Annotated in this window: 12 protein-coding genes; 6 read left to right on the top strand and 6 right to left on the bottom strand. The window is 66.1% G+C overall.

Annotated features, from left to right (window positions below):
* Positions 1 to 14: 14 nt before the first annotated feature.
* Genes glgP through glgB form a run of 3 tightly spaced genes read right to left on the bottom strand, consistent with a single transcriptional unit; the run spans position 15 to position 6209 of the window.
* A complete protein-coding gene (gene glgP / locus E4634_RS17775) occupies positions 15 to 2561 on the bottom strand; it encodes an alpha-glucan family phosphorylase (protein ID WP_135446019.1) in 2547 nt (848 codons plus the stop codon).
* A 14-nt stretch (positions 2562 to 2575) separates the two neighbouring features.
* Complete coding sequence (gene glgA / locus E4634_RS17770) at positions 2576 to 4030, bottom strand: glycogen synthase GlgA (RefSeq protein ID WP_135446018.1); 1455 nt, start codon at positions 4028 to 4030, stop codon at positions 2576 to 2578.
* Complete coding sequence (gene glgB / locus E4634_RS17765) at positions 4023 to 6209, bottom strand: 1,4-alpha-glucan branching protein GlgB (protein WP_135446017.1); 2187 nt, start codon at positions 6207 to 6209, stop codon at positions 4023 to 4025. Before glgB ends, glgA begins: the two co-directional genes overlap by 8 nt.
* A 124-nt stretch (positions 6210 to 6333) precedes the next feature.
* Between glgB and glgC the strand changes: the two genes are divergently transcribed.
* The 4 genes from glgC to E4634_RS17745 are packed head-to-tail and all read left to right on the top strand — an operon-like array spanning position 6334 to position 12408.
* Complete coding sequence (gene glgC, locus E4634_RS17760) at positions 6334 to 7602, top strand: glucose-1-phosphate adenylyltransferase (RefSeq protein ID WP_135446016.1); 1269 nt, start codon at positions 6334 to 6336, stop codon at positions 7600 to 7602.
* Positions 7592 to 9304 carry a glycoside hydrolase gene (locus tag E4634_RS17755; protein ID WP_135446015.1) on the top strand — a complete coding sequence of 571 codons (1713 nt, stop codon included), beginning with the start codon at positions 7592 to 7594 and terminating at the stop codon, positions 9302 to 9304. The genes glgC and E4634_RS17755 overlap by 11 nt, the downstream gene beginning before the upstream one ends.
* Entirely contained in the window at positions 9304 to 10785 is a 1482-nt protein-coding gene (malQ, locus tag E4634_RS17750; protein ID WP_135446014.1) for a 4-alpha-glucanotransferase, read from the top strand. Before E4634_RS17755 ends, malQ begins: the two co-directional genes overlap by 1 nt.
* A gap of 45 nt (positions 10786 to 10830) precedes the next feature.
* Entirely contained in the window at positions 10831 to 12408 is a 1578-nt protein-coding gene (locus tag E4634_RS17745; RefSeq protein ID WP_135446013.1) for a trypsin-like peptidase domain-containing protein, read from the top strand.
* Between the two features lie 800 nt (positions 12409 to 13208).
* Here the strand turns inward: E4634_RS17745 and E4634_RS17740 are convergent.
* Positions 13209 to 15104, bottom strand: coding sequence for a TolC family outer membrane protein (locus E4634_RS17740; RefSeq protein WP_135446012.1), 1896 nt, complete (start codon positions 15102 to 15104; stop codon positions 13209 to 13211).
* Positions 15105 to 15502: 398 nt separating this feature from the next.
* Between E4634_RS17740 and E4634_RS17735 the strand changes: the two genes are divergently transcribed.
* Positions 15503 to 16084, top strand: coding sequence for a transglutaminase-like cysteine peptidase (locus tag E4634_RS17735; protein ID WP_135446011.1), 582 nt, complete (start codon positions 15503 to 15505; stop codon positions 16082 to 16084).
* Between the two features lie 22 nt (positions 16085 to 16106).
* Positions 16107 to 18026 (top strand): bifunctional diguanylate cyclase/phosphodiesterase, encoded by a 1920-nt coding sequence (locus tag E4634_RS17730; RefSeq protein ID WP_135446010.1) that lies wholly within the window; start codon positions 16107 to 16109, stop codon positions 18024 to 18026.
* A 24-nt stretch (positions 18027 to 18050) separates the two neighbouring features.
* On the opposite strand, the gene E4634_RS17725 is transcribed toward E4634_RS17730, so the two are convergent.
* Together E4634_RS17725 and E4634_RS17720 are read right to left on the bottom strand one after the other, a co-directional pair.
* Positions 18051 to 18362, bottom strand: coding sequence for a hypothetical protein (locus E4634_RS17725; RefSeq protein WP_135446009.1), 312 nt, complete (start codon positions 18360 to 18362; stop codon positions 18051 to 18053).
* Positions 18363 to 18429: 67 nt separating this feature from the next.
* On the bottom strand, positions 18430 to 24201 hold the full coding sequence (locus E4634_RS17720; RefSeq protein WP_206046935.1) for a cadherin-like domain-containing protein: 5772 nt from the start codon (positions 24199 to 24201) through the stop codon (positions 18430 to 18432).
* Between the last annotated feature and the right edge of the window lie 59 nt (positions 24202 to 24260).

The raw sequence follows: 24260 nt of genomic DNA, 5'->3' as shown, positions 1-24260 counted from the left end.
GTTGCCCGGGTGGATCAGACCCAGATCATGGCGCCCACCTCGAAGGGATGGCTCAGGGCCGGGTTGAAAGGATACATGCGCAGCTGGTAGTACTGTAACCCCGCCAGTTGCGGGTCGGCGTCCAGCCCGAACAGCTGCCAGCCCTCCTCTTCGCCCAGCGGTATCAATTGCACCGCCTGCTCCACGCTGAACCCGCCTGACGTGTCCTGCCGGCCGAGCAGGCACTCCAGGCGCACGTCGCCGGGATCCAGGCCCTGCAGCTGCGCACGCACCCGCAGCATGAGCTTGGCGTCAGTGTAGATCACCGCCGGCGGCTGCACTGTCAATTGCATGCTCACCCCCGGCCAGGCCTCGCGCACCCGCTGCTTCCAGGCTGCCAGCTCGCGCGCCAGGGCGGCGCCATCCGCCTCCAGGCGCAGGCGCTGGGAACGCGCCGGGGCGTAGTACTGGTGTACATAGTCACGCACCATGCGCTGGGCATTGAAGCGCGGGATAGTGGACTTCATCGAGGCCTTGGACAGTGCCACCCAGTCCGGGGCGTAGCCGCCGCCGTCACGGTCGTAATAAGTGGGAATCACCTGGTGCTCGAGGATATCCATCAGATCGCGGGCTTCCTCGTGGAAGCGCTGGTGCTCGTCGAACTGTTCGCCGCGCGGCGTAATGCCCCAGCCGTTGCTGCCGTCGTAGCCCTCCGCCCACCAGCCGTCCAGCACGCTGAGATTGACCGCACCGTTGAGGCCGGCCTTCTGGCCCGAGGTGCCGCTGGCCTCCTGCGGGTACTCCGGGGTGTTCAGCCACACGTCCACCCCGGCCACCAGCTGCCGCGCCAGGGCGAGGTCGTAACCCTCGAGCAGGATGATGCGGCCGATGAACTGCGGCTGCATGGAGAAATCGTGGATCTGCTTGATCAGGGCCTGGCCCGGCTGGTCGTTGGGGTGCGCCTTGCCGGCGAAGATCACCACCGCTGGGCGCTGCGGGTCGCCGAGCAGGCGCGCCAGGCGCTGCGGGTCGGCGAACAGCATGCCGGCGCGCTTGTAGGTGGCGAAGCGGCGCGCGAAGCCCATCACCAGGATATCCGCATCGGAGTCCTCCAGGTAGCGGGTCATGTGGCGGATGACCGCGTCCGAGGTGCCGTTGCGGCGCTGCTGTCGCTTCACACTGTCCGCCACGTGCTCCAGCAGTTCCGCCTTGAGCGCCTTGTGAATGCTCCAGTAGTGGTAGTCGGGCACGTCCTCGAGCCGCTCCCAGTAGTCCTCGTTGAGCAGCTCGTTGCGCCAGTCGTCCAGGCGCAGGTCGAACAGGCTGATCCAGTCGCGGGCGAGGAAGGTCTGCAGGTGCACGCCGTTGGTCACGTGGCCGATGGGGTTTTCCTCCGCCGGCACCTGCGGCCACAGGCGCTGCTCCATTTGCGAGGCCACGTTGCCATGAATGCGGCTGACACCGTTGTGGAAGCGCGTGCAGCGCAGGGCCAGGCTGGTCATGTTGAAGCCGTCGCCGGAATTAAGGCCCAGTGCGTAGAGTTGCTCGAAATCCAGGCCCAGGGCGTGCGCCGTCGGCATCAGGTAGCGCTCCACCAGGTGGCGGTCGAAGATATCGTGCCCCGCCGGCACCGGGGTGTGGGTGGTGAACACCGTCCCTGCGGCCACCAGTTCCATGGCGCTGGCGAAGTCCAGCCCCTCCTTCATGCGATAGGCGCAGCGCTCGAGCAACTGGAACGCTGCGTGCCCCTCGTTGATATGCCACACGGTCGGGCGCAGGCCCATCTCGCGCAGCGCGCGCACGCCGCCGATACCCAGCACCAGTTCCTGCTGCAGGCGCATCTCGCGGTCGCCGCCGTAGAGCTGGTGAGTGATGCGGCGGTCCGCCTCGCTGTTGCCGGGCAGGTTGGTGTCCAGCAGGTAGAGGTCGATGTGCCCGGCGCGGGCCGTCCACACCGCGACCTTGAGCGTGCGGCCGGGGAATTCGATATCCAGGGTCAGCTGGTGGCCGGTCTCAGTGAGGGTCGGCACCACCGGCAGGTCGTGGGGGTGCGACGGCGTGTTGGCCACCTGCTGGTGGCCCTGGCCGTCGATGATCTGGGTGAAGTAACCCGCCTGGTACAGCAGGCCAACGGCAACGAAGGGCAGGCCCAGGTCACTGGCCGCCTTGCAGTGGTCGCCGGCGAGGATGCCGAGACCGCCGGAGTAGATGGGGAAGCTCTCGTGCAGGCCGAACTCCAGGCAGAAGTAGGCGATCAGGTCCTTGTCCGGGTTGAAGATGCGGGTCATGTCCGGGTTGCCGCGGTGCTCGCGGTAGGCGTCGTAGGCCGCCATGACCTTGCGGTAGTCCTCCAGGTAGGAGGGGTCGGAGGCCGCCTCGTCCAGCCGCTGCTGGGGCAGGCGGCGCAGGAACAGCTTGGGATTGTGGCCGCACTCGGCCCACAGCTCGCGATCCAGGCGTACGTAGAGCGCGCGCAGGGAGCGGTCCCAGCTGTACACCAGGTCGTTGGCGACATCCGCCAGGCGACTCAGGGCCGGGGGAATACGCGGTTGGACTTCAAGGGGAAAACGGGTACCTGCCATACATCTGTCTCGATTCAATCAGCGGCCGCGAAGCCATACAACTGGAGATACTGGGCAGCGCTGCGCTCCCAGGAGAAGTCCTGCGCCATGGCCGTCGCCTGCATGGCGCGCCAGCGCTCGGGTTGCGCCCACAGTGACAGGGCGCGCTGCGCCGCGCCGCGCAGGGCGTCGCTGTCGGGCGTGCCGAATACGAAACCGGTGGCTGTTCCCGCCGCGAGATTGGCGTCGCTGGCGTCGGTCACGGTGTCGGCCAGACCGCCGGTGGCGCGCACCAGCGGCAGCGTGCCATAGCGCAGGCTGTACATCTGGTTGAGTCCACAGGGTTCGAACAGCGACGGCATCAGGAAGATGTCAGCGCCCGCCTCGATGCGGTGGGCCAAACCCTCATTGTAGGCCAGGCGCAGGGCCGCAGCCTGCGGGTGGCGCGTCGCCAACTCGCCCAGCGCCTGCTCCAGGCGCGCCTCGCCAGTGCCCAGCACCACCAGCTGCGCCGGGGTGGCGAGTAACTCGTCGAGCAGGGGCAGCAACAGGTCCACCCCCTTTTGCTCGGCAAGGCGGCCGACGAAGCCGAACAGCGGCAGGTCCGCGCGCTGCGGCAGGCCCAGCTCTTCCTGCAGGCGCTGCTTGTTCAGCGCCTTGCGCTCCAGGCTCGCGGCGCTGTAGGGCGCCGCCAGGTGCGCGTCGGTGGCCGGGTTCCAGACCTCGGTATCGATGCCGTTGAGAATGCCCACCAGGCGCTCGCGCCGCTGGCTGAGCAGGCCCTCCATGCCCATGCCGCCGGGGGCGCTGCAGATCTCATGGGCGTAGGTGGGGCTCACCGTAGTTACCCAGTCGGCGTAGTTGAGGCCGCCTTTCATAAAACAGAAGTTGCCGTAGAACTCCATGGCGTGGATAGACCACAGCTCCTGGGGCAGGTGCAGGCGATCAAACGTGGCGCGGTCGAACAGGCCCAGGTGCGCCAGGTTGTGGATGGTGAACACCGTCATCGGCGGATGCGCGTAGTAGCGCGCCAGGGCGATGGCCGGGCCGGTGTGCCAGTCGTGGCAGTGCAGCACGTCGGCGCGCCAGTCCAGCGGGCTGTCGCCCGCCGCCACCGCCGCCGCCAGCCGCGACAACAGCAGGAAGCGCTGGGCGTTGTCCGCCCACGGGTGGCCCTGCGCGTCGTGGTAGGGGTTGCCGCCGCGCTGCGAGAAATCCGGGTGGTCCAGGAGCCATACCGGCACCTCGCTGTCCGGCAGGCGGGTCTCGAGGATACCCACCGGACCGCCGGGCAGCTGCATGCGCGCCACTTCCGGCGCCCCGCCGAGGCGCTCGAGCACGGCGCCATAGGCGGGCATGAGGATGCGCACATCCACGCCCTGCTCGCGCAGCACGGCGGGCAGGCTGCCGGCCACATCGGCCAGGCCGCCGGTCTTGATCAGGGGAAAGACTTCGCTGGCGGCAAACAGGACCCGCCCGGAATCAGCCATTGTCGTCCTCGAGGCGCAGTACGACACCGGCCAGTGGCGGCAGGGTCATGGAGATGGAGAAAGGGCGGCCCATCCAGCTGCGAGACTCGGCGACCAGCCGGCCATTGCCGACATCGCTGCCGCCGTAGAAGTGCGAGTCGGAATTGTGTACTTCGGTGTAGACCCCGTCGCTGGGTACGCCGACGCGGTAGTCGTGGCGCACCACCGGGGTGAAGTTGAGCACCACGAGCACGCAGGCGTCGCCGTCCCGGCGCAGGTAGGCGAGCACCGACTGGGTGGCGTCGTTGCAGTCGATCCAGTCGAAGCCCGAGGCATTGAAGCCCTCGCGGTGCAACGCCGGCACGTCGCGGTACAGCCGGTTGAGGTCGCCGACCAGGCGCTGCACCCCGGCGTGCAGGGGCTGCTCCAGCAGGCCCCAGCTCAGCTGGTCGAGGTGGCGCCATTCGCCGGGCTCGGCTATTTCCGCCCCCATGAACAACAGCTTGGTTCCGGGGTAGGTATACATGTACGTGTACAGCAGGCGCAGGTTGGCGAAGCGCTGCCAGTCGTCGCCGGGCATGCGGCCGAGCAGGGAGCGTTTGCCGTGTACGACCTCGTCGTGGGAGAACGGCAGCACGTAGTTTTCGCTGAAGGCGTACATCAGACCGAAGGTCAGCTGGTTGTGGTGGTAGTGACGGTAGATCGGCTCCATCGCCATGTAATTGAGCGTGTCGTGCATCCAGCCCATGTTCCACTTCATGCAGAAGCCCAGGCCGCCGACCCAGGTCGGCCGGGTGACCAGCGGCCAGGCGGTGGACTCCTCGGCGATGGTCAGGCTGCCCGGGTGGCGCCCGAGGATGCGCCCGTTGAGCTCGCGCAGGAAATCGATCGCCTCCAGGTTCTCGTTGCCGCCATAGGCGTTGGGCTGCCACTCGCCGGGTTCGCGCGAGTAGTCCAGGTAGAGCATGGAGGCCACCGCGTCGACGCGCAGGCCATCGATGTGAAATTCCTCCAGCCAGTAGTTGGCACTGGCCAGCAGGAAGTTGCGCACTTCGGGGCGGCCGTAGTTGAAGATCAGCGTGCCCCAGTCCTTGTGCTCGCCGCGCTGCGGGTCGGCGTGCTCATACAGTGCGGTACCGTCGTAGCGCGCCAGGCCGTGGGCGTCGCGCGGGAAGTGCGCCGGCACCCAGTCGAGGATCACGCCGATACCGCGGCTGTGCAGGTGGTCGATGAAGTAGCGGAAGTCGTCGGGCGAGCCGAAGCGCGAGGTCGGGGCGAAGTAGCCCGTGGCCTGGTAGCCCCAGGAATCCTCGAAGGGGTACTCGGTAATCGGCAGCAGCTCGACATGGGTGAAGCCCATCTCCGCCATGTAGTCGGCGACCTGGTGGGCGAGTTCCCGGTAGTTGGGCACCTCTCCTGCGGCGTCGCGGCGCCAGGAGCCCAGGTGCAGTTCGTAGACGCTGACCGGCGCCCGCTGCCAGTCCCAGGCGGCCCGCTGCTCCAGCCAGTCGGCGTCATCCCAGCGGTAGTCGCTGGCCGGCTCGACGATGGAGGCGGTCGCCGGGCGCAGTTCGAAGCGGTTGCCGAAGGGGTCGGTCTTCAGGTGCAGGGCGCCGGCCTGGTCGATGATCTCGTACTTGTAATGGCAGGGGGTGTGGACGCCGGGGATGAACAATTCCCAGACCCCGCTGGAGCCGCGCACGCGCATCGGGTGGGCGAGGCCGTGCCAGCCGTTGAAGTCGCCGACCACGCTGACCCGCTGGGCGTTGGGCGCCCAGGTGGCGAAGCGCACGCCGGCCACGCCCTCGTGTTCGCAGCAGTGCGCGCCGAGTACGCGATACAGGTGCTCGTGCCGGCCCTCACCAAAGAGGTGCAAATCCAGGTCGCCGATGACCGGCGTGAATCGATATGGATCATCGAACTCGAAGCTGGTGCCGGCACCATCGCGCCCGCCGAAGCGGTAGTCCGGCAGCGAGTCGCTGGCCAGGGAAATGCTGAACAGATCCGTTTCGGGGAGCCGCTCCATCGGCAAAACGTCATCTTGGTGCAATAAATTCAGTTGTACAGCACCCGGTACCAGTGCCTTGATATGCCAGCGCCGGCCACGGCGATGACAGCCGAGGATCTCGAAGGGATCGTGGTGGCGGCCGGCGAGCACGCGGCGCACGCTGTCACTGATTGGCCTGGAATTTGCTGCCATAAATTGCCCTGCGTTGCGCTTTGTCAACCCGGCGACGAGACAAAGACCCGGAATTGAACCAAAATGAATAACGATGGTAAGAAATTTCTCGACCCCCGCCAATTGCCCGAGCACCTGACCCGCCATGAGTGAAAGCGAATCACCCCGTTATGTCAGCCGTATTACCCGCGACACCCTCGCCCTGGTCCTCGCCGGGGGTCGCGGGTCCAGACTCAAGCAACTGACCATGTGGCGGGCCAAGCCCGCAGTACCCTTCGGCGGCAAGTTCCGCATTATCGACTTTCCCCTGTCGAATTGCGTGAACTCGGGCATCCGCCGGGTCGGGATTCTCACCCAGTACAAGTCCCACAGCCTCAACCAGCACGTGCAGCGCGGCTGGGGCTTCATGCGCGGCGAGTTGGGTGAATTCGTCGAACTGCTGCCGGCGCAGCAGCGGCTGGAGACCTCATGGTACGAGGGTACCGCCGATGCAATCTACCAGAACATCGACATTATCCGCATGCACAATCCGGAATACGTGCTCATCCTGGCCGGCGACCACGTCTACAAGATGGACTACGGCACCATGCTGGCCGCCCACGTGGACTCCGGCGCCGACATCACTGTCGGGTGTATCGAGGTACCGCTGGAACAGGCCTCCGCCTTCGGCGTGATGGCCATGAACGAAGAGAACCAGATCACCGACTTCGCCGAGAAGCCCGCCCAGCCGGCCCACATGCCCGGCGACCCGGACCACGCGCTGGCCTCCATGGGCATCTACGTGTTCGACACCTCGGTACTCATCGAGGAACTGATCCGCGACGCCAACACCCCCGGCTCCAGCCGCGACTTCGGCAAGGACATCATCCCGGCCAACATCGGGCGCCGCCAGGTGATCGCCTTCCCGTTCCGCACCGGCAGCCAGGACGGCCCCGCCTACTGGCGCGACGTGGGCACCGTGGACGCCTTCTGGTCCGCCAACCTGGAGCTCATCGGCGTCAGTCCTGAGCTCAACCTGTACGACCGCGACTGGCCGATCTGGACCTACCAGGAACAGCTGCCGCCGGCGAAATTCGTGTTCGACGACGACGGTCGCCGCGGCATGGCGGTGGACTCCATGCTCGCCGGGGGCTGCATCGTCTCCGGCTCCACGGTGAAGCACTCGCTGCTGTTCTCCGGCGTGCACGTGCACTCCTACGCTGAGGTCGAGGACTCCGTGGTATTCCCGGACGTGGACATCGGCCGCCACTGCATCATCCGCCGCGCGGTCATCGACAAGGGCTGCCGCATTCCCCCGGACACGCGCATCGGTGTCGATCCGGAAGAAGACGCCCGCCGCTTCCACGTGTCCGAGAACGGCGTGGTCCTGGTGACCCCGGAAATGCTCGGCCAGAGACTCCACTATGCCCTCTGACGCTGCCGCCCCCGCGCCGATGCGCGTGATGCTCTGCTGGCACATGCACCAGCCGGAGTACCGCAACCTGCGTTCGGGCAAGATCCACCTGCCCTGGACCTACCTGCACTCGATCAAGGACTACGTCGACATGGCCGCGCACATCGAGGCGGTGCCGGGGGCGCGGGCGGTGGTCAACTTCGCACCCATCCTGCTGGAACAGATCCAGTTCTACGTCGACCAGTTGCACCAGTTTTTCGACGACGGCGGCTCCCTCGGCGACCCGCTGCTGGCGGCACTGGCCGAGCCCGTGCTGCCCTCCGACAGGGCGGCGCAGCTGGAACTGGTCAAGGCCTGCCTGCGCGCCAACCGCGAGCGCATGATCGACCGCTTCGCTCCCTTCGCGCGCCTGGCTGGCCTGGCCCAGCATTACATCGAACACCCCGAGGGCCTGATCTACGCCTCCAGCCAGTTCCTCGCCGACCTCTTGGTCTGGTATCACCTGAGCTGGATGGGCGAGTCGGTGCGCCGCGAGGACCCGCGCATCACCGCGCTGGAGGACAAGGGCGGCAACTACAGCATCCACGACCGCCGCGAACTGGCGCATATCGTGCTCGAACTGATGGAGTCCATCGTGCCGCGCTACCGCGCGCTGGCCGAGGCCGGCAAAGTAGAGCTGATCATGAGCCCCTACGCCCATCCCATCGTACCGCTGCTGCTGGACATGGAGAGCGCGCGCGAGGCCATGCCGGACGCGCCGCTGCCCCTGCACACCGAGTACCCGGGCGGCGCGGAGCGCGCGGACTGGCACCTGGAGCACGGACTGAAAGTGTTCGAGCGTTTCTTCGGCCAGCGCCCGGTCGGGCTGTGGCCCTCCGAGGGCGGCGTCAGCCAGGCAGCCCTGGCGCATTTCGCCGACGCCGGCTTCCAGTGGATCGCCAGCGGCGAGGGCGTACTCAACAACAGCCTCTCGCAAACCACCGACCACGGCTGCAAGCACCGCCTGTACCGTTTCGGCGATGTATCCCTGCACTGCGTGTTCCGCGATGACGGATTGTCCGACCTGATCGGCTTCAACTATTCCGAGTGGCATGGGGAGGATGCGGTCGCCAACCTGGTCGGCCACATGGAGCACATCGCCGAGCTGTGCAAGGACCACAAGGACTGCCTGATCAGCGTCATCCTCGATGGCGAGAACGCCTGGGAGTACTACCCGGAAAACGGCTACCACTTCCTCAGCCACCTGTACCAGAAACTGGCCGAGCACCCGCGCCTGCAACTCACCACCATGCGCGACTTCCTCGCCGAGTGCGATCCCGAACCGCGTCCTGAGGAGCGCCTCACTGCGGGCAGTTGGGTCTATGGCAGCTTCTCCACCTGGATCGGCTCGGCGGAAAAGAACCGTGGCTGGGACCTGCTGGTAGAGGCCAAGCACTGTTACGACCAGGTGATGGCCACCGGCAAGCTCCCCGACCACGACCGGGCCCTGGCCGAGCAGCAGATGGCCATCTGCGAGGGCTCCGACTGGTTCTGGTGGTTCGGCGACTACAACCCCTCGGACTCCGTCAGCCTGTTCGACCAGCTGTACCGCGAGCAACTGGCCAACCTCTATCACTGCCTGCATGTGGAGGCGCCCGCCAGCCTGGCCGAGGTGATCTCCCGCGGTGGCGGCGCGCACAGCCGCGGCGGCGTGATGCGCCACCATGACGAGCAGCACCACTGATGCCGGCGGCAGGAAAACGCCGCGGCGGCGTGCTGCTGCACCCCACGAGCCTGCCTGCGCCGGGCTACACCGGTGATTTCGGGGCGGCGGCGCGGCGCTTCGTCGACCTGATCGCGGACGCCGGGCTGCGCATCTGGCAGGTGCTGCCCCTGGGGCCCACCCACCTGGATGGCTGCCCCTACGTCTCCTCCTCGGCGCACGCGGGGAATCCCGATCTCATCGACCTCGACTGGCTGGTGGAGCACGACCTGCTGCAACCGGAACAGGCAGCGGCCGGCCGCCGCGACCGCACGGAGAAACGCCGCGCCCTGGATATCGCCGCGGGCGTGTTTTTCGACCAGGTGTTCAGCGCCGCCAGTTCGCCACTGGTCAGCGCCTACAGCGAATTCGTTGAATCGGCCACCTGGCTGGAATCCTACGTGCGTTTCCAGGCGTTTCGCGATGCGCTGGAGTACCGCCCCTGGAGCACCTGGCCGGAGGGCTTGCGCAACCTGGACCCGGAGACCTGCGACCAGCGCGCGCTGGCACTGGCTGAGAAGATCACCCGGCTGCGCTTTCGCCAGTTCGTCTTTCACCAGCAGTGGCAGGCGCTCAAGCGCTATGCCAACGAGCGCGGGGTGCTGTTGTTCGGCGACATGCCCATCTACGTGGACCTGGAGAGCGCCGACGTGTGGGCCAACCAGGACCAGTTCGAGCTCGACGACGATGGCCGTCCGGTGACCGTCACCGGCGTACCGCCGGATTACTTCTCCGCCGACGGCCAGTTGTGGGGCAACCCGCAATACGCCTGGGAGCACATGCGCGAGCACGGCTTCGACTGGTGGCTGCAACGCTTCTCCACCGCCGCCAGCATGTACGACATGGTGCGCATCGATCACTTCCGCGCGCTGCAGGCCTACTGGGAAATCCCCGCCGGCGCCACCTCCGCCATCGGCGGGCGCTGGGTCGAATCCCCCGGCGGCGAGTTGCTGGCCCTGGTACGCGAGCACTACCCCGGGCTGCACCTGGTGGCGGAGAACCTCGGTATCATCAGCGCCGAGGTCGAGGAACTGCGCCACCGCTTCGAACTCCCGGGCATGCTCATCCTGCAGTTCGCCTTCGACGGCAGCCCGGACAACCCCTACCTGCTGCACCTGCACCAGCCCAACGACGTGGTCTACACCGGCACCCACGACAACAACACCACCCTGGGCTGGTTCCAGAGCCTGGACGACGGCCTTAAGGCACACATCTGCGAGTACTTCCAGTGTGCGGCAGACGCCATGCCCTGGGCGCTGATCGACGCCGCCATGACCTCGCGCGCGGACACGGCTATTATCCCCTGGCAGGATTTCCTCGGTCTCGACGGCACGCACCGCATGAACACCCCGGGCACCATCGAGGGCAACTGGCGCTGGCGCTTCACCTGGGAACAGGTGTCCGACGACCTCGCCGGGCGCATCCGCGCCTCCCTGGTCGCAGGCGAGCGCGCGGACGCCTGAGTCCGGGGTTCCTGCAGGACCTCACTCACTGCAACAGGACACGACATGACCCGAGCCTTACTGGGTGCCGGCGCCGCGCTGCTGGCCGTGTTGCTGCACGGCTGCGGCTCATCGCCCGAGAGCGGTAGCGCCAGCAATAACAGCGCTCTGCAACGGCTCGACGCCGGCACATGCCCGAACTCGATCATCGACCACCGCGGCCGCGACGCCAGCGGCGCCTACCGCTATGGCAGCGCGACAGGCACAGCCGCTACCGGCTCCCTGCGCCAGCGCGAACTGGACAACTGCGCCGCCGCACTCGCGCGCGGGGACACCGCCGCACTGCAGACCCTGGTCGCCTACTACCGCGGCACGGGCGAGCAGCGCGCACTGGCCGCGACCATGGCCACCTACATCGAGAACGGTGAAGACCGCGAAGCTCTCGGCCGCTCCGCCACCTACCTCTACCAGGCCTACGCCAGCGGCGAGTTGGGTGTGCCGCGCGACCCCGCCCTCGCCTTTCGCTTCCTCGGCATCGCCGTCAACAACGGCAGCGACGCCCTGCGCCTGCTCTACGCCCAGGAATTGCTGCAGCGCGGGCTGTACGACGATGCCCTGCGCTACCTGCAGGCCGCTGCCGCGGACAGCGCCCCGCCCGAACAGCAGTGCGACGCCCTGCTCGACCTCGGCTACCTGTACTTCGGCGCCAGCGAGCGTCACGAGAACTGGAACCTCGGCTACTACTACTGGCAATCCGGGCTGGCCCTGGCCCACAGCCCGCGCTGGGGTTCCTGCGCCGAGGACAACTTCGTCTACGGCGAGCGCTACGCCCGCGAAACCCAGCGCCTGAAGTTCGTGCAGGCGCGCGTGGAAGCCATGAGCAGCGCCCAGCGCCAGGTCATTGACCAGGCCCGCGACGACCCCGCGAGAGGCGCCGGTTTCGTCGCCCAGCTGAGCTTCGTGCGCCCGGCAAATGCGCCGTCCGCCCCCGTCGCCGCCGCGAATGGCTCACCACCGTCATCTGCCGCAGCGACCCTCGCCGGCAGTACGCCGCGCTGGCGAGCGCTGACCGCCCCGGTGTGCGACCTGCGCGGCAGCGCTACGCCACTGGCCTGGAGCGACCTGTTCGAGCGCAACGCAGGCGCCATCTGGACGCTGGACTCACGCAACGGCAGCAGCGCCACACAGGGCTCGGCGGTCGCGGTGGCCCCGCGCCAGCTGATCACCAACTGCCACCTGATCAAGCACCCGCAGAACATCCAGCTGCTGCGCGTGGGCCAATCCCTGACCGCCCGGTTGCTCGCGGCGGACACGGCCGGCGACCGCTGCATCCTCAGCGTGGAGCGCGACCTGCCGGTCTACGTCTGGGCATCGCGCAGCGAGCGCCTGCTGAAAGTCGGTGAGGATGTCGCTGCTATCGGCAACCCGAAAGGCCTGGAGACGTCGCTCTCGCGCGGGATTGTCGCGCAGAAGCGGGCTCGTGATGGATTGCAGCTGATCCAGACGGATGCGGCGATTTCCTCCGGCTCATCCGGCGGCGGGCTGTTTGATCGCGCCGGCAACCTGGTGGGTATCACCACCTTCACCATCAGCGAGGGGCAGAGCCTCAACTTCGCCATCGCCATCGATGAGTTCTGCCGCTAACGTTGTCGGGGGGGAGGCTGGAGGCGTCAGGTATTCCAGGGTTCGAAAAGCTTACTCACCCTGGAATACCTGACGCCTCCAACCCTGCGACATCGGGTTAGCAGGTTGATTGCTGCGTGGTTCCTTCGCCAGTGACGGACTGCCAGCGGGGATGTTGGCCGCTCCAGTCTGGCGCCCCTCCGGGGTGCCCTCAGTCGGTCATGAGCCTTAAAGCGCTTCGCTGTCTCCTGACTCTCCCTCGGCGCCAGACGTGATTTCCGCGGCCAACACCCCCGCTGCCAGTCCTCGCATCGAACGAGAGAAGAAGGTCGGAGTTTCTGGCTGTGAGGCCTTCCATCGCAGGACATGTATCCAAATCCTCAAGTTGCTGGTCCGCGCACTTCGTGACGCGACAGGCGAGGAATTTCAAACCACGAGCCCTTATGTACCACCCACGTCGCAGCCACGCGTTTCGAGCGGCAAGTGCCGGGAGACGGGCGGGTGGAGCGCTCGCAAAAGACGCGCCGAGGAAGTGGAGCGAGACCGCTTGCGGACTCGCGACCGACCGAGGGCACCCCGGAGGGGCGCGTTCTTGAGAGCGCTCCGCCCGCGGGTCTCCCGGCAACCCTCGAAGCACACCGGAATGCGCGGGCGATCACCGCCTGGGTAGCTCCGGCAAGAGGCAGTCGCGAGCAAGGTAAGCCTACAAAGCGACTGTGCTTTTGGAGCGTCGTAGGCTTACCTTGCTCGCGACTGCCGAACAGCCAGCACACAAAAAAAAGGGCGTCCAAAGACGCCCTCATTCAACCCGAGACACCGCCTTACATAGCGACATCCATCACCATCTCGACCCGGCGATTCCGCGCCCTCCCCTCGACCGTGTCGTTGTCGGCAATCGGCAGCGTCTGCCCGCGCCCGACAGCGACCAGCTGGTCACCGGGAATCCCGTGCTCGCGGATCAGCATGTCGCGCACGGAAGATGCGCGACGCTCGGAGAGCCACTGGTTGTATTCCGCAGTGCCGGTTGAGTCCGTGTGCCCCTCGATCGTGGCACGGATGTTCGGGTGCTCGCGCAGGACCACCGCCGCGTTGGCGATCTCGTCGTCGTAGGCCGAGGAGATCACCGAGGAGTTGAGCGCGAACTGCACGTTCATTTCCAGGGCGACCATGTCGCCACCGACTTCGCGGTAGCGGTCGCTGCCCGCGGCGAGGCCGGCCAGGGCCGCGGAGGACGCGGCGACAGCAGCCGGGTCGGCGCTGGCGTTGAGGCGTGCGAACAGCGCCTCGCGGTCCACCGATGCTGGCATCGGAATAGCCGCGGGACACAATGCCTGGGCGTTTTCGTCGTCGGCATCGCGCCCCAGGTCCAGGTCCAGTTCGGCGAGTCTCTCGGCGTTCAGGCCATCGACTTCCAGGGAAGCGAGCAGCAGGCCCATGTTGGACAGGGTGCGCGCCTGGGCAGTGGCCAGGTCCGTCTGCGCGGTGATGTGCGCGCGCTGGGTGTCGAAGTATTCGTTTTGCGAATCGAGCAGGTCGAGCAGCGTGCGGTTGCCGATGTCGAACTGGTCGCGGTAAGCGCGACGGGTTTTGTCCTGGGCGATGCGGTTGCGCTCGGTGAGCATGACCTGCTGTTCCAGCGCCTCGATGTTGTTGAAGGCGATGGTGACTTCCTGGCGCACGTTGAGACAGGCCTGCTTGCGCTCTTCGATAGCCGCGTTGTACAGGTTGTAGTACTCGCGCTTACGCGCGCTGTCGGCGCCGCCGCGGAACAGGTTGTAGGAGAACACCAGTTCCAGCGCCTCCTGGTCGAAACGCCCTTCCACACCGTCGGTATCGTGTTCCACCTCGTTGCGGTAGCGCAGGTCGACGCGCGGCATGAACGGTGAGTTGGTCGCGTTCAGCGCCTCCTGTGCCGAGCGCAGATTCTCGATGGCGGCGTTGATTACCGGGCTTTGCTGGTAGGCGATCTCCAGCGCCGTGTCGCGCATCGCCGGAATCTCGCCGGCGGGCACCGCGGGCAGTTGCAGGTTGTCCGCAGGCTGGCCGTGGATGACGCGGTGGAAACGCGTGATGACGTCGTGCAGGTTGGTGATCTCGGTGACCAGGTTGGATTCGGCGAGGGCGACACGCGCGGACGCCTGTTCCTGGTCCACGCCGCGGTTGACACCGCCTCCGGTGCGCTCGGCGATCTTGTCGTAGACCTCGCGATGCACCTTGTAGTTGTCTTCGGCGAACTTCACCAGTTGCTGGAACTTCACCGTTTCCAGGTAGGCCTGCACGGCCTCCAGCGCCGCCTCCTCGGAGGAGCGCTTGAATTCGTAGTAGCGCGAGAGCTTGGCGTAACCCAGGCGCGCCACTTCGTCGCGGGTGGCGAAGCCGTCGAACAGCATCTGCGTGATGCTGAAGCGTGTGGCGTCGCGGGAGTAGTCACCGAAGTCGACCAGCGGCGTCTCGCGGCGTTCGCGCCCGTACTCCGCGTAGACGTCGACGCTGGGCAGGTAGCCGCCGCGCGCGCCCATTTCCGCTTCGCGGGTCGCCTCAAAGTTGTACCAGTCGGCGTTGACCCGGGGACTGAGTAACACGCCCTGGGTGACCGCGGTCTTGAAGTCTGTAACGATACCGCCTTCAGCGGGTGCCTGGTTTTGGGCAAGGGCGATGCTGCTGGCGATTCCAACGGCCGTTGCGAGGACAGCCTGCTTGAATCTGATGTGTATCATTGTTGTGGTCTCTGTTTTCCCCAGGGATGTTGTCGCAAATCAGCGCGGTCAGAAACGCACCGACAACACTTATTATGAACCGGCGTCAAATACTACATGCGACGGCGACACATTCCCATGAGAGCGGATGCAAAAACTATGAACTAAGTCACATTTAATGGTGAAACGACAGGGCGGTCACCGGGCACCGCGAACATGGAATCAAAAGTAGTCTATTATGCGAAATCGTCCAGCCAAACCACGGCGTCTGGTCGCAAGCGGCCAGTGACCAAAGAGAGCGCACGTTGCATTTCACCGCGCGACATTACAGCTCCATTCTACGCGCTTGTCGAACTCTCGGCACCCTCTTCCTGCTGCTATGCACAACGCTCGTCCAGAGCCAACTCGACCTGCAGCGCATGCGCACCATCGCGCAGCAGCGCTACGGCGCCGACACCGTGCGCACCGTCGACGAATGGCACACCACCATACAGAACATGCGCTCGCTGCCGGAGGCGGAACGCCTGCGCGCGGCAAATGATTTTTTCAACCGGCGCATCCGCTGGGTGCAGGACCCGGAGGTGTGGCAGAAGAAAGACTACTGGGCCACACCGCTGGAAACCATGGGGCGCGGCATGGGCGACTGCGAGGACTTCGCCATCGCCAAGTACGCCATGCTGCTGCTCGCGGGCGTGGATGTGAACAAGCTGCGCATCACCTACGTCAAAGCGCAGATGGGCGGCCCCAACAGCGAGATCAATGCGGCGCATATGGTGCTCGCCTACTACCCTACACCCAGCGCGGTTCCCCTGATTCTTGATAACCTCATACCGGACATCTTCCCGGCCACCAAGCGCACCGACCTGATCCCGGTCTACGGCTTCAACAGCGTGGGCCTGTGGGTGGGCGGCCAGGTCACGCCGGCGACCACCGACCCGGGTGCGAAGCTGTCGCGCTGGCGTGAAGTGCTGCAACGCGCCGCGGCCGAGGGGCTGGGATGAACAGGCAACACGGAGCTCGAACATGACCCTGAAAGCGAAACTCTGGCTGGCGATTATCGCCCTGCTGCTGATGGTATTCAGCGGCAGCCTGCTGGTGTCGATGCTGTCCGCAAAGTCCTACCTGCAACAGCAGCTGTCGATGAAAAACGCCGACAACGCCGCGGCGCTGGCGCTGTCGCTGACCCAGCAGGGCGCGGACGACATCCTGCTCGAGCTGACGGTAGCGGCACAGTTTGATACCGGTTTTTACGAGATGATCCGCCTGACCGATCCCGAGGGCCGGGTCAAGATCCTGCGCCGCGACGACCGCCCTATCGAGGACGCCCCGGCCTGGTTCGTCGCGCTGTTCCCGATCGAGGTACAGACCGGTATCGCCAGCGTGCAATCCGGCTGGCAGCAGGTGGGTACCCTCGAGGTGCGCAGCCACGCCCGCTTCGCCTACCGCCGGCTGTGGGAGAGCGCGCAGATCCTCGCCGCCATCTTCCTCGCCGCCATGCTGGTCTCCGGTTTCATCGGCGCGCAGGTCCTCAAGCGCATCCTCAAGCCGCTGGACGACGTGGTGATGCAGGCCCAGGCGATAGGCGAGCGCCGCTTTATCAGTATTCCCGAGCCCAGGACCCTGGAGTTCCGCCAGGTGGTCAAGGCCATGAACCACCTCTCCGCGCGCATCCGCGATGTGCTGGCGCAGGAGGCCGAGCGCCTGCAGCAATGGCAGCGCGAGGCGCACGTGGACAAGGTCACCGGCCTCAATAACCGTGAACCGTTCCTCAAGGCTGTCGAGGCGGCGCTGGAGAGTAATGACGTCAACGCCACGGGTAGCCTCAGCCTGGTGCGCCTGACCGGGCTGTCGGACATGAACCGGGACTACGGCCGCAGGACCGTGGACGGCGTACTGCGCGATATCGGCGCGGCCTTCAACCAGATCACCGAGCAGCACAGCCGCTGGGCGGCATCGCGCCTCAATGGCTCGGACTTCGCCCTGCTGGCGCCGCGCGCCATCGACCCCACCGACGCCGCAGCGGAGGCACAACAGGCGGTGCGCGCGGTGCTGGTCGAACACGACCTCGGGCTGGATACGCTGCTGCCGACGGCGACCACCATCTACGCCTTCGGCGACAGCGTCTCCACCATCATGTCGCGACTGGATGCAGCACTGGTGGCCAATGAAACCAGCGACGATGCGAGCGTCGCCATCGCCTACGCCGGGGACACCCCGGCGCGTCCGGTGCAGGAACAGATGAACTACTGGCGCGAAACACTGGAGACCGGCTTCCGCGAACGACAGTTCTCGCTGCAGCAATTCCCGGTGCTGGGCTGGCGCGACGAACTCATTCACTTCGAGGGGCTGGCGCGACTCGCGCGGGACGGGGAGACCCTGGCGGCGGGACAGTTCCTGCCCTGGGTCAATCGCCTGGAGGTCTCCCTGCAACTGGACCAGCAGGTGGTCGAACTCGCGCTGCAGGCAATCGCCGCGCAGGGCCAGCCGGTGTGCGCGAACCTGTCAGTTGCCGCTGTGGTTGAACCGGGCTTCCCGGACTGGATCGATCGCTGTCTCGGCGCCCAGCGACAGGCCACGGCTCAGTTATGGCTGGAAGTCCCCGAAGCGATGGCCTTCCGCCACCTGGAGCGCTTCAAGCAGCTGTGCGCGCGGGTCAAGGCGCACGGGGTACGGGTGGGGATCGAGCACGTCGGCCACCAGTTGTCCGACCTCGGCAAACTGCATGACATCGGCGTCGACTACCTGAAGATCGACGCCAGCTTCGTGCGCGATGTGGACACCAATGTCGCCAACCAGACCCTGCTGCGCACCCTGTGCACGGTGGGCCACTCGATAGGCGTGCAGGTATACGCCGAGGGCGTGCGCTCGTCCGAAGAGCGCGCCGCCCTGCGTGAACTGGGCGCGGACGGCGTGGCGGGGCCTGCGATCACCCTGCCCGGCTAGAGACTAATCGCCGGTCGCCAAGCCTCAGTCGTCGCCGAGCAGCTGCAGGCTGTCGCCGGCGGCGCGGCGCAGGCGCTGGCGCTGGAGAATTTTCTGCTGTGCGGATTCCGGAAGTTCGGTGAACAGGAACACGCCCTTGTCGATGAGCAGGTCGACCACGTCCTCCAGCACACGGATGAAGTCCTGGTCGGTACCCGCCAGCGAATCGTCTTCACCCAGGCCGAGCAGCGCCTGGATATCCTCGACACTGGGGCCAGCCTCCTCGACGAAACCCTCGGCGGGTTCACGGCTGATCGCCACCACCGCGCCGCGCGCATCGCGTTTTACAAACGGCATGCGAATCCTCCATAAAAAACCCCGCCTCCGGTGGATGGCGGGGTTGTAGCTCTACCCTGACCGAACCCTAGTCCGTAATCAGCTGGCCGTTGTGCAGCATGTCCTGGATGACACTGGACAACTCGTCGGAGCCGACCAGGTCCACCCCTTCCAGGGTGATGGTCTTGTCCACCAGGTCCGCATCGCTGGCCTCGCCGGTAAAGGCGCCGGTCGAGCTCACCTCGATGACCGTGTTGGCACCATCGTAGCTCACGTGCAGGTAGCTGGACAGGTCCGCACCCTCTTCGCCAACCAGCAGGTCGCGCAGGTCCAAGGCATCGCTGCCGGACTCGCCGAAACCGCTGATGCTGGTCACGCCGCCCTCCTGGGCATCGGCCAGGTCGAAGGCGAACACGTCATCGCCCTCGGTGGCGAGCAGCGGACCATCGTCGGCCACCACTTCCGTACCGAGGATGCCCACCGCACCGGCGCCAACCTGGGCGAAGCTGGTGGTGCTGACGCCCACCGGTGCCGGGTCGATGCCCTCGATGCCGTCCTGGTCGATGCCGAACACGATGTTGCCCGCGGCACTGTCGCCGTCGCCGTCGAAGCCGAAGACATCCAGTTTCATGTCCACGTCATGCGGCAGGAACGGTGTGAAACCCATCGGCATGATCGAGAAGTCATCGGTGTCCGCCACAGCCTGGACGACGATCTTGTCGAAGCCCTGGGCGGCGACCAGGTTGATGACGCCCTCTTCCGCGATCGAACCCATGTCGTGGTCTGCGGTGGGATTGGCGGCGCTGGTGAAGTCCCAGGTCTCGGTGCCGCTGCCATCGGCGTAGTACACCGTCACGATGAACTGCGCACGATTGCTGGGTCCGCCGGCAACCTCGCCCACCTTGATCTGGAAGTTGTTGAGCGCCGCGCTGGCGGCGGGACCGTCGAAGGTCGGCGCCGAGTTACTGCCTTCCTGCAGCAGCGAGTTGGTATAGAACTCGAGCACAATCTGCTGGCCCGGGTCGATCCAGTTGCTGTTCAGGCCGAAGTTGGCGGAGTCGGTGTTGACCGTGCCGGCGGGGTTGGAGAACACCACGTCGACATCGGTACCGCCGAGGTTCATCAGGCCGTAGTAGTCGTTGTTGCCGCCGTTGGCGTCCTCCGCCGGGGCGAAGGGTACCGCCTCGCCGGCAACGCTGAACACGCCGCTGCTGACATCGGTCACCGAGAAGGTATCGGTGGTGTTGTCGAGGGTGACAGTAAAGCCTTCCACCCACGCCTGGCCGTCGAAGTACCGGGCAACCAGCGAGTCGCCATCCTGGAACCAGCTGAGCTGGTTGTCGTCCAGGTACAGGTCGCGACCAAAGGCGTCGGTCACGTTGCCGCTCTCGTTGAACTGCACGGCACCGGGGTTGACGCGGAAGCCGTCCGCACCGTCGCCGGGGCGGAAGTTGATGCTGCCCGAGTTGCTCTCCGGCACGGCAATCTGCTGCTGAACGCCCGAGACGCTGGACACAGTCACGTAGTCTGACAGGAACTCCAGCGGCACGTCATTGACGATGGCGATAGCCAGGGTGTCCTCGTCGTAGTCGCCGTCGGTATCGGTGACGCGCACGACGAAGCTGTCGCTGTCCGGGTCGACCAGGGTGTTGCCGGTCAGCAGGTAGGTATAGCCGATCTCGCCGGTCGCCGCGTTGATGCTGTCGATGGTGAGAATGCCCTTGGCGGTGACCACGGTGTCGCCGGCGGTCACCGGGGTGCCGTCGATGGTCACGGATGCCAGGCCGTCCAGCGCGGAGAAGCTCATCACACCGGAAACGCTCTCGGTGGTGGCGTCCGGGTTGGTGCCGTCGTCCAGGGCCTCCTCGTACACCGTGGTGCTGTCGCCGCCGAGCTCGGGGATACTGAGGGTGACCTCGTTGTCCTCGGCGCCGATGGTGATGACCAGCCTGGCGGTGGCGTAGTCACCGTCGCCGTCCTTCAGGGTGTAGGTGAACACGTCCTCGAGGTCGTCGTCGCTGCTCGGGATTTCCGCGTTGCGGGTGTAGCTGTAGCTGCCGTCGGAGAAGAGGGTAAGCATGCCGTAGAGGCCGACAATCACCGTGCCCACGGTAGTGCCGTTGTCCAGCGGCGAGCCGGTGGAGTCGCCCGCAGCCACGCCCACCACGCTGGCGCCATCGGCGCCCTGCACGTCGTTGTCCATGACGTTGCCGGTGGCCGGGCCGACGCTGCCGGTGGCAATCGAGTTGCCATCGTCGAGAGCGCTGGGTTGGTCGTCGACGATGAGGATGCGCATGTAATCCTGCGCGGTGTCGCCATCGATGTCGGTGACCGAGAACAGGAACTTGTCGAAGCCCTGGTCCGCCAGCATGTTGTCGGTGAGCCGGTAGGTGTAGTGAATCTCACCGGTCAGGTAGTTGATGTTGTCGATGGTCAGCGTGCCGTAGGTACCGGTGAAGCTGTCGCCGATACCCGCCACCATGCCGTCCACCTTGATGGTGACCGGGCCGTCCGGGGCGAAGAAATGCACCGCGCCGAAGCAGCTCTCGCTGGGCGAGGATTCGTCGGAACCCTCGGGTTCACCGGGACGCTCGGGCAGGCCCGCCTCCCACACCGTGGTCGGCTCATTGCCGATGTGCGGCGCCTTGATCCACACGTTGGCATCGCCGATGGTGATGGTCAGCTCCGCGGTGGAAATGTCGCCATCGCTGTCGCGCAGGGTGTAGGTGAACACGTCCTCCACGCCGCCGGGACTACCCGGGCTGCGCATGTAGATGTAGCTGCCATCTTCCATGATGGTCAGTACGCCGTAGGCACCGGTAATGTTGATCGCAGCAGCGCCCACCGCCAGGGTAGTGGCGGAGCCGGCGGCGGAAATGCCAACCACCAGTGCACCGTCCGCGCCCTCGGTGTCGTTGTCCATGACGTTGCCGGACACTGCGCTGTAGGCCGCACCGTTGACCGTGTTGAAATCGTCCAGGGCGGTCGGGTTGTCGTCGACGATACCGATGGACAGGGTCTTCTCGGCGTAGTCGCCGTCGATATCGGTGACGCGGATGACAAAGTCATCGCTGTCCGGATCGCTCAGCGTGTTGTCGGTGAGGCGGTAGGTATACGCGATCTCGCCGGTGGCCATGTTGATGCTGTCGACGGTCAGGATGCCCTTGGCCGTGGTCAGCACCGAGCCCGCGGTGACCGGGATGCCATTGATGGTGATGGTGGCGGGCGCATCCGGCGCGGTAAAACTCACCACGCCGAACGTGCTCTCGCTCGGGGAACCCGCATCGGAACCCTCGGGCTCACCCGGGCGCACCGGCAGGCCGGCCTCGTAAACGGTGGCGGCGGCGCTGCCAACCTCGGGTACTTCGATGGTCACGCCTGCGTCACGGATACCGATGGTCAGGGTCGCTGTGACCAGGTCGCCGTCGCCGTCCTTGAGGGTGTAGGTAAACACATCCTCGACGCCGCCGGGGGTACCCGGGTTGCGCACGTAGCTGTAGGTACCATCGGAGAACACGGTGAGCACGCCGAAGGCACCGGCAATCGCCGTGCCCAGCGTCCCGGTATTATCCAGGGCAGTGTCGGTATCGCCGGCGGCCACGCCGACCACCGCCGCGCCATCGGCGCCCTCGGTGTCGTTGGCCATGAGATCGCCGCCGACCGGGCCGTAGGTACCCGCGGCCAGCGCGTTGACGTCATCCACCGCGATCGGCTGGTCGTCGACGATCAGGATGCGCATGACATCCTGGGAGATATCGCCGTCGACATCGCGCACTTCGAGCAGGAAGCTGTCGAAGCCCTGCTCCGCCAGCATGTTGTCGGTGAGCCGGTAGGTGTAGAAGATCTCACCGGTGGCATAGTTGATGTTGTCGATGGTCAGGGTGCCGTAGTCGCCGGTGAAGCTGGCGCCGGCAGTGGCCACGAAGCCGTCGACGTAAATGGTCGCGGGACCGTCCGGGGCAATGAACCAGGCGGTGCCGAAGCAGCTCTCGCTGGGCGCCGCCTCGTCGGAACCCTCGGGCTCACCGGGGCGCGCCGGCAGGCCGGATTCGTAGACCGTGGTCGGTTCGTTGCCGATATGCGGCGCCTTGATCCAGACATCGGCATCGTCGATGGAGATAGTCAGCGTGGCGGTGGAGATATCGCCATCACCATCGCGCAGGGCATAGGTGAACACGTCCTCCACGCCGCCCGGGGTGCCCGGGTTACGCACATAGCTGTAGCTGCCGTCGGCGAAGATGGTCAGCATGCCGTAGCTGCCGGCAATCACCGCGGACACATTGGCGCCCGCCGCTTCACTGACGTTGCCGGCACCGGCGACCACACCCACCACCTGGGCGCCGTCCGCGCCCTCGGTGTCGTTGTCCATCACATTGCCGGTGACCGGGCCGTAGCTGCCGGCGGCAATGCTGTTGAAGTCGTCGACCGCCTCAGGGTTGTCGTCGATGATCGCGATGCGCAGTACGTCGCGGGCGAAATCGCCGTCGGCGTCGGTCACCTTGACGATGAAGCGATCCCAGTCCGGGTGGTCCAGGGAGTTGTCGGTGAGCCGGTAGGTGTAGGCGATTTCACCGGTGGTGAAGTCGATGCTGTCGATGGACAGGATGCCCTTCGCGGTGACGATGGTGTCGCCCGCGGCGACCGCCTGGCCGTTGATGCTGATAGTCGGCGTACCGTCCGGTGCCGAGAAGTTGATCACGCCGAAGCAGCTTTCGCTGGGCGCTGCGGCGTCCGAACCCTCGGGCTCACCCGGGCGCGCCGGCAGGCCGGCCTCCCACACCGTGGTGTTCTCGGTGAGGATACGCGGCGCGTCGACGATCACGCCGGAATCGGCGATATCAATGGTGATGGTCGCGGTGACCATGTCGCCGTCGCCATCGCGCAGGGTGTAGGTGAAGACGTCCTCTACCCCGCCGGGGCCATCGGGGTTGCGCTCGTAGCTGTAGGTGCCATCGGCGAACACGGTCAGCACACCGTAGGCGCCGGCAATCGCGGTGCCCAGGGTGGCGGCGTTGACCAGCGTGCTGCCGGTATCGCCCGCGGCGACGCCGACCACGCTGGCGCCGTCGGCACCCACTGTGTCGTTCTCGGTGATGACGTTGCCGCCGACCGGACCATAGGTGCCCGCGGCGATGCTGTTGACGTCGTCCACGGCGATCGGGCCGTCGTCGGTAACCTGCACGAACAGGGTGTCGGAGCCAGAGTCGCCGTCGTCATCGGTGACGATCAGGGTAAAGCTGTCGACCACGCCCTCGAAGGTGCCGGTGCTGTTCGGGTCGTTGTGGTTCAGCGTGTTGTCGCTGAGCGTGTAGCTCCAGGCGTACACGCCGTTGCTCAGGGTCACGGTCAGAACGCCGTAGAAGCCGACCACGATACCGCCGGCGGTGACATCCACGCCGTTGATGACCAGGCTCTGCAGGGTGTCGCCGCCGAGGTCGATGTCGAAGGTACCGGTGGTGGTCTCGGTGGGGCTGGCGGGGTCGGTGCCGTCATCCAGCGCCGATTCGTCGACTACGCCGATATCGCCATCCACGTAGAGGACGTCGACCTCGGGGCTGGGGTCGTTGCCATCGATGATAGTGACCACGCCCTGCGGGTCGGCGATGGTCGCGTTGGTCGCGTTGCTCAGGTCGATAAAGAACTGCTCGTCGGGCTCCTCGAGATCGTCGACATTGGTCTGGATCTGGATGATGACTTCGGTAACACCCGGGGCGAAGGTAATGGTCCCGGTCAACGGATCGTAGTCACCACCGATCACCGTCGCCGTGCCATCCACGGTGACGAACTCTACGGTAACCGGCTCGGCCGATGCCTTGGAAAGGGTTACCGTGACCTGGGCGACATCGCCCTCCAGCACCACCTGGTCACCGATGCGAATCTCAGGCGGCTCCTCCGCGGGCGGCGGGGGCGGCGGGGGCG

Source organism: Mangrovimicrobium sediminis (genome assembly GCF_004745945.1).
Taxonomy (GTDB): Bacteria; Pseudomonadota; Gammaproteobacteria; order Pseudomonadales; family Halieaceae; genus Mangrovimicrobium; species Mangrovimicrobium sediminis.
Note: the sequence above shows the minus strand (reverse complement) of the source record. Positions and strands in the feature narration are given on the sequence as shown.

Excerpts from the sequence above, each read along its gene's own strand:
- glgP (WP_135446019.1), bottom strand. The coding sequence starts at position 2,561 with ATGGCAGGTACCCGTTTTCCCCTTGAAGTCCAACCGCGTATTCCCCCG.
- glgA (WP_135446018.1), bottom strand. The coding sequence starts at position 4,030 with ATGGCTGATTCCGGGCGGGTCCTGTTTGCCGCCAGCGAAGTCTTTCCC.
- glgB (WP_135446017.1), bottom strand. The coding sequence starts at position 6,209 with ATGGCAGCAAATTCCAGGCCAATCAGTGACAGCGTGCGCCGCGTGCTC.
- glgC (WP_135446016.1), top strand. The coding sequence starts at position 6,334 with ATGAGTGAAAGCGAATCACCCCGTTATGTCAGCCGTATTACCCGCGAC.
- E4634_RS17755 (WP_135446015.1), top strand. The coding sequence starts at position 7,592 with ATGCCCTCTGACGCTGCCGCCCCCGCGCCGATGCGCGTGATGCTCTGC.
- malQ (WP_135446014.1), top strand. The coding sequence starts at position 9,304 with ATGCCGGCGGCAGGAAAACGCCGCGGCGGCGTGCTGCTGCACCCCACG.
- E4634_RS17745 (WP_135446013.1), top strand. The coding sequence starts at position 10,831 with ATGACCCGAGCCTTACTGGGTGCCGGCGCCGCGCTGCTGGCCGTGTTG.
- E4634_RS17740 (WP_135446012.1), bottom strand. The coding sequence starts at position 15,104 with ATGATACACATCAGATTCAAGCAGGCTGTCCTCGCAACGGCCGTTGGA.
- E4634_RS17735 (WP_135446011.1), top strand. The coding sequence starts at position 15,503 with ATGCGCACCATCGCGCAGCAGCGCTACGGCGCCGACACCGTGCGCACC.
- E4634_RS17730 (WP_135446010.1), top strand. The coding sequence starts at position 16,107 with ATGACCCTGAAAGCGAAACTCTGGCTGGCGATTATCGCCCTGCTGCTG.
- E4634_RS17725 (WP_135446009.1), bottom strand. The coding sequence starts at position 18,362 with ATGCCGTTTGTAAAACGCGATGCGCGCGGCGCGGTGGTGGCGATCAGC.